The following is a 6,145-nucleotide window of genomic DNA, read 5'->3' as shown; positions in this document are numbered from 1 at the left end:
AGAGAAAATAAGTCTCTTGGCCGCGGTTTTGTCCTTGAGACCGGTTCTATCGGACATGTTTTTATCTCTTGACCGCTTTTTGTCCTTGAGAACCGTTCTGTCAGACAAATTTTCACCTCCTGACAGGTCGCGGTTTTGTCTTTGAAACCGGATCCTCAGAACAAAATTTCAACTCTATTTAACATAAACGCTTATTTATTTTTGTCAGCACCACAAAAATTAACTTGTTATTTACAATCAATTAGGTTACCCTTTTAGTAGTAACCATATAAAAACAAAAGGAGGTTGTGTAAAAAGTGAATTGGAGAGTTTATATTTTAGCTGTAGCTTCCTTTGTGGTGGGTACTGTTGAACTCATTGTTGGAGGCATATTGGATGTAGTGGCGGACGACTTGCGCGTTTCGATTGGCGCCGCGGGATGGCTAATCACGATGTTTTCCATTGTTTTTGCTATTTCTGCACCAATCCTTTTAACGGTGACATCCAAAATCGAGCGAAAAACGTTATATCTTTGGACTTTATTTGTTTTTTTCATTGGGAATCTTATCGCATCTTTCAGTCCCGATTATTCCATATTAATGCTATCGAGAATTTTATCAGCATCCAGCGGTTCGCTTATTATTGTTTTATCGATTACGATCGCTTCCTCTATCGTTAAAGAAGAATACCGGGCAAGAGCCATCGGCACGATTTTCATGGGGGTCAGTGGATCATTAGTATTAGGAGTTCCGCTTGGGCTCGTCATCAGCAACCATTTCGGCTGGCGCGCGCCGTTTATTTTGATTTCTCTTTTAACCGTTGTCGCTATGGCTGGAATTTACGCTTTGATGCCGAAAATAGAGGCCAGGCCTGCGATTCCGCCAGGCAAACAATTATTGACATTAAAAAATCCTAAAATTGTCAGCGCCCAATTAACAACGATGTTTATGTTAACCGGACATTTGACCCTGTATGCATACTTTACCCCCTTTTTAAAAACAGCATTGCATTTAAACGCTTCCTGGGTTAGCATCGTTTATTTTGTCTTTGGCATATTTGCTGTAATGGGTGGAGGTGTTGGAGGATGGATAGCCGATAAATGGGGTTCGGTCAAAAGCATTTTAGCGATTATTGTTTTATTTGCGGTCGCCATATTCTTGCTGCCTTCTGTGACGTTTTCCTTTTATTTATTTTTAGCCGTGATGGTTATTTGGAGTATGTTGAGCTGGGCCATTACCCCGGCACAGCAAAATTACTTGAATGAAACAGCACCAGAATCTTATGAGATACAACAAAGCTTAAATACATCCGCTTTGCATATCGGGATTGCGCTTGGGTCGGCAATTGGAGGAATGGTGATCGAAGGTTATTCCGTCCTTTATAATGCATGGGTTGGCGGAATTTTTGTTCTTGTCTCCTTTTTATGTGCTGTTTACTCCATTACGCGGCCTGCCGCTCCATCTATTGTTTCAGAGCAAACGGAAACAAAACAAGCGATTTAATCAAACTTTAAAGGGAGGTGAACATCGTTACTTTAGACTACAGTCTTCTTTTGTAACGGTGAATTCTATGAGTGTTCATATTCAAGCGAAACAAGGTGAAATTGCAGAAAATATTCTTTTGCCGGGAGATCCGCTTCGGGCCAAACATATTGCCGAAACATATTTGGAAAATGTCACATGTTATAACAACGTTCGTGGAATGTTAGGATTTACAGGTACCTTTCATGGACAGCGTGTTTCTGTGCAAGGAACCGGAATGGGAGTCCCTTCAATTTCAATTTATGTGAATGAATTGATCCGTGAATATGGTGTGAAAAACTTAATTCGTGTCGGCACATGCGGTGCGATCCAAAACGAGGTAAAGGTTCGTGATTGTATAATCGCCATGACGGCTTGTACTGACTCGAACATGAATCGGCAAACGTTTCCGGGGTTTGATTTTGCCCCTTGTGCCAATTTCGATCTCTTTAAGAAAGCATATGAAACAGGCATTGAAAAAGGCTTGAACGTTCGCGCCGGCAATGTTTTAACGTCCGATGTTTTTTATCGCGAAAGCATGGAACCGGTGAAAAAATTGGCCGATTACGGTGTTCTTGCCGTTGAGATGGAGACAGCCGCCCTCTATACGCTAGCGGCGAAATATGGCGTTAATGCGCTCTCCATATTAACTGTCAGCGACCACATCTTCACTGGTGAAGAAACGACCGCCGAAGAACGGCAAACAACATTTAATGACATGATCATCATGGCGTTGGAAACGATAACAGCTAAAAAGGAATCCGCCTCATAAGGCAGATTCCTCTTTTTAATATCGAAGTCTCATAAGGATCGTTCTGATCTCTTCATCGCCCATTAATAGATCGTAATGCTTTTCATTAATTTTAGCCAACGCGGCATCATGATAGAAAAATTCCGTAAACACTTTCACAAATGGCCGGGACATCGTCTTAATCGCTTGCCATGATTCATTTTCTACTCCAGCAAATAGGACGATCTCGTCATCAATAATAATCAACCGGGACTTTTCCAGCGCTTCATGCTCCTGTGCGGGGATCAACGTATGGATATGGGACAATCCCGTTTGTAATTCTCCGATGACAAGGCCTTCTACCGCTACACCGTCCTTTTCTTTCTTTTCTAATAACGGCAAGTATTCGATAAAGTCATCCTTCCAGGCAGAAAGCCGAATCGATTCTTTCGCTTCTTGAATCAGTTGGATGCTTTGGGCCCGAATGGACGAATCCACTTTTAAACTCCAGACGCGATCATCAGCAAATGTCTTTTTATGTGTGCTTTCCTTTAATTCCTTGATGCTTTCCTGAAACTCGGCCGACAGCTTTTCGATCGCAAGAGGCAAAGGCAAAGCTGTATATAGCTTTTTCTTTTCCGAGATGGCTTCCATGACCATGCCTTTTTCAACCATGCGTGAGATCACTTCGTATATTTTCGCTTTCGGAACGCCCGAATATTTAACTATCGTTGTGGCATCCATTGGTTCTTCACTGGCCACTAACACTTCATAAACTTTGCTTTCATACTGTGAAAAACCAAATTTTTGTAACATACGTTCCTCCTATTAACCCAAACATAAACTATTCTCTATTAAATCCATCATAAATGAAAAATGAAAACAATTCCAATTGCCATTGTTCAGGCCATCCTTCTTTCGATTCTGTTACCCAACAAAAAAAGCGACCGGTGAAAACCATAGACAGCAGCAAAAAGGCAACGTGTAATGTTCGAGTGAATTAATAAATTGATGACGTACCTGAAAGAAGCTTCTCTTCGTTCAGGTGCGTTTTGTTTTATCTTTCTTCGCATTTAACCATGGGGGCGACCCGTTGGCATTTTGTTTTCAGCCCAGGCTTTCGGTCCGGCGATTTTGCCGGTTTCGAGCGGTTAACAAGATAAATTCCCAAAGCAATCATTCCCCCTCCTACAAGAACATACCATTGTATGGATTCTCCCAGGATAAGGTAGCTCGAAACAACTCCGAAAAAAGGAATTAAAAACAAATAGGAACTCGCCTTTTGAGGATCGTAGTGCTGCAGCACATAAAACCATATTGCGAACATTGCGATAGAACTTACAAAAATGAGCCAGAGCAAAACAAAAACTGCTTTTGCAACTGAAACATGCTCAAATGAAAAATACGGATGTTCCATCAAAAGGCTTGCCAGCAAAAGAACGAGTCCGCCGAAAAACATTTGATAGGCTGTCATCACCCACACATCAAGCGCTTTTCCCCAGCGACCCGACAACAATGTGGCAAGTCCCCATGCTACTCCGGCCAATAATCCGTACACCGTTCCGATTTGAAGCTGAAAGTGAAACCCTAACGTGATAAATACGCCGACAAACCCAATGAACACGCCCAGCCATTGATACTTGTGATAGCGTAATCCAAAACATATAGATCCAATGACAATCGACCAAATCGGATTGGTTGAGGATAGAATGGATGAACTGCTGGATGTGATCGTCTTCATGCTTAATATAATGCCGCCCATTACAAAAGCGGATTGAAATAACCCGATGATGGCGATTTGCAGCCATCCGTGCCATGTTTTAGGATGGGGCCGTTTTAAAATAAACGGCAGCATAATTAGCCCGGCTCCAATAAACCGGACCGCCATCAATAAAAGCGGCGAGGAAAATTCCAATCCTAATTTGCCCATCGGGAAATTTAAACCGCCAATTATAGTCGTTATTAAAATAAAAATGATAAATCGTGCTTTCGTCAAGGTGATCCCCTCTTTTCAGTAGATGATTGCATTTGATTTTACTCGCCTTCTAACATCATGTAAAATGATCAAAAATGAATTTAGGTATCATTTAAAATAATATCAGAGGGGGCGATTCAGTTTGGAAAGCGGGGATTTACGGATATTTCAAGCCGTGGCACGCGAAGGAAGCATTACTAAGGCAGCGCAAGCTTTAAATTATGTTCAATCGAATGTCACGAACCGGATTCAGCAGCTTGAATCCGAATTAAACACCACTCTTTTTTATCGAACGAATCGAGGAATGACGTTAACAGCCGCAGGTGAAAACTTATTGAATTATGCTGAACGGATTCTTCATTTATTGGATGAGGCGAAGAAATCGGCTCAATTCGCGGATGAGCCAAAGGGGCCTCTTCGGCTTGGGGCATTAGAAACGACCGCCGCCACTCACCTTCCCAATCTGCTGGCTACTTATCATCAGCGTTTTCCGGAAGTGAAGCTGTCGCTTATTACAGGGTTTACGAACGACCTCGTTCAAAAAGTGCTTCGATATGATCTGGACGGTGCCTTCATTACCGGGCCAATCGATCATCCCGATATTCATCAGCTTCCCGCATTTGAGGAAGAACTCGTCCTCATTTCTGAGCCATGTGAATGTAATTTGAAAGAATTGTTGAAAAAACCACTGTTGTTTTGCGGTACAGGCTGCTCTCACCGGACCAGATTGGAACGCTTGCTCAGGGAAGAAGGCATTAGCGAAAATAACATTATGGAGTTCGGAACGATAGAGGCCATTTTAAGAGGAGTGTCCGCCGGTCTGGGGGTCTCTCTTCTTCCCAAATCTACAGTGCTGGACATGGAACAGAGCGGAAGAATACGATCTTACCGCATTCCCGAAGCGTATCGGACAACGAACGTTCTTTTCATCTACCGCCGTGACCTGTTCCTTACGAATGCTTTTCAAAAATTTATTGATTGTTTAAAAAAACGAGACTGGAATTAAGTAATAAAATATTCAACATCATTTAAGCCGATTCCCTTAAAAAGGAATCGGCTATACGTACTATCGCATTAATGGCCCTTATTCTCGTTCCCCTCCTGTCCCGATATCGTGAAAGCCGGGTGATATTTGCCGTCAATATCGGTAAACTGATACTCCTTTGCTAAATCGCCAACCCTTAGCACTTGCCCGCTTCTATTCATTACTTGTGGATCACTTGCCAATGCTACAACTGCCCGGCCGATATAATGAGGGGTTTCTGTTTTTGTTAACTCCTTGACTTCATGCCAATGATCTTCATCCGTCTGAAATGCTTTCAAAACAAGCTCCGTTCTCATAAAGCCCGGCGAAAGGGCGATTACGGCAATATGTTCCCGCTTTAACTCAATCGACAATCCATACGCCATTCTCGTCAATGCATGTTTTGCTAAATCATAATAAAAGTTGCCAGTATACTTATATTCATCCCAAAAAGTCGTGTGTAGGATAAGGCCATGTTTAGTTTCACGCAATAATGGAATGGCAAAATGATTGGTGGCGATCTGGGCACGAACGCCGGCAGTAAACATCGTATCCCAATGTTCGATAGGCAGTTCCCAAAACGGCCGTTCTTCAATCGATAACTCGTTCCCGCCCCATACATTATTGATAAGTATATCTAATTTCCCTTCTTCTTTACGAATGCGATCGATGACCGACTTTGTATCTGAATCGTTTGTATGGTCACAACGGACAGCGATTCCTTTGCCGCCGGAAGCTTCAATTTGCGAAACCGTCTCATGGATGGTTCCCGGCCAATTGTTCGTTGATCCTCCATCAACACTTCTTCCAGTAACATAAACCGTTGCACCGGCTTTTCCTAACTCAACAGCAATGCCACGGCCTGCCCCCCTGCTCCCTCCAGTTACGAGAGCGACCTTCCCTTTTAATCGTTTCAT

6 protein-coding genes are annotated in these 6,145 nt (G+C 42.7%); 3 read left to right on the top strand and 3 right to left on the bottom strand.

The features are described 5' to 3' along the window. The first annotated feature begins 296 nt into the window (after positions 1-296). Both WD019_RS15775 and deoD read left to right on the top strand, forming a co-directional pair. Entirely contained in the window at positions 297-1,481 is a 1,185-nt protein-coding gene (locus WD019_RS15775; RefSeq protein WP_425712115.1) for an MFS transporter, read from the top strand. 67 nt (positions 1,482-1,548) lie between these two features. After that, positions 1,549-2,271: a purine-nucleoside phosphorylase gene (gene deoD / locus WD019_RS15770; protein WP_425712114.1), complete on the top strand. Its 723-nt coding sequence runs from the start codon at positions 1,549-1,551 to the stop codon at positions 2,269-2,271. Between the two features lie 15 nt (positions 2,272-2,286). Here deoD and WD019_RS15765 read toward each other — a convergent pair whose 3' ends face one another. Further along, positions 2,287-3,045 (bottom strand): TrmB family transcriptional regulator, encoded by a 759-nt coding sequence (locus WD019_RS15765; protein ID WP_425712113.1) that lies wholly within the window; start codon positions 3,043-3,045, stop codon positions 2,287-2,289. Between the two features lie 241 nt (positions 3,046-3,286). Then, positions 3,287-4,225, bottom strand: coding sequence for a DMT family transporter (locus tag WD019_RS15760; RefSeq protein ID WP_425712112.1), 939 nt, complete (start codon positions 4,223-4,225; stop codon positions 3,287-3,289). 121 nt (positions 4,226-4,346) lie between these two features. On the opposite strand from WD019_RS15760, the gene WD019_RS15755 reads away from it, so the two are divergent. Further along, a complete protein-coding gene (locus WD019_RS15755; protein WP_425712111.1) occupies positions 4,347-5,210 on the top strand; it encodes a LysR family transcriptional regulator in 864 nt (287 codons plus the stop codon). Positions 5,211-5,278: 68 nt separating this feature from the next. Here WD019_RS15755 and WD019_RS15750 read toward each other — a convergent pair whose 3' ends face one another. Continuing rightward, positions 5,279-6,145, bottom strand: a complete 867-nt coding sequence (locus WD019_RS15750; RefSeq protein WP_425712110.1) for an SDR family NAD(P)-dependent oxidoreductase — start codon at positions 6,143-6,145, stop codon at positions 5,279-5,281.

The organism is Fictibacillus sp. Mic-4 (assembly GCF_049843615.1).
GTDB classification, from domain to species: Bacteria; Bacillota; Bacilli; order Bacillales; family Fictibacillaceae; genus Fictibacillus_A; species Fictibacillus_A gelatini.
Note: the sequence above shows the minus strand (reverse complement) of the source record. Positions and strands in the feature narration are given on the sequence as shown.

Bases quoted from the DNA above. Each gene is read 5' to 3' on its own strand.
- WD019_RS15765 (WP_425712113.1), bottom strand. From the start codon at position 3,045: ATGTTACAAAAATTTGGTTTTTCACAGTATGAAAGCAAAGTTTATGAA.
- WD019_RS15750 (WP_425712110.1), bottom strand. From the start codon at position 6,145: ATGAAACGATTAAAAGGGAAGGTCGCTCTCGTAACTGGAGGGAGCAGG.
- deoD (WP_425712114.1), top strand. From the start codon at position 1,549: ATGAGTGTTCATATTCAAGCGAAACAAGGTGAAATTGCAGAAAATATT.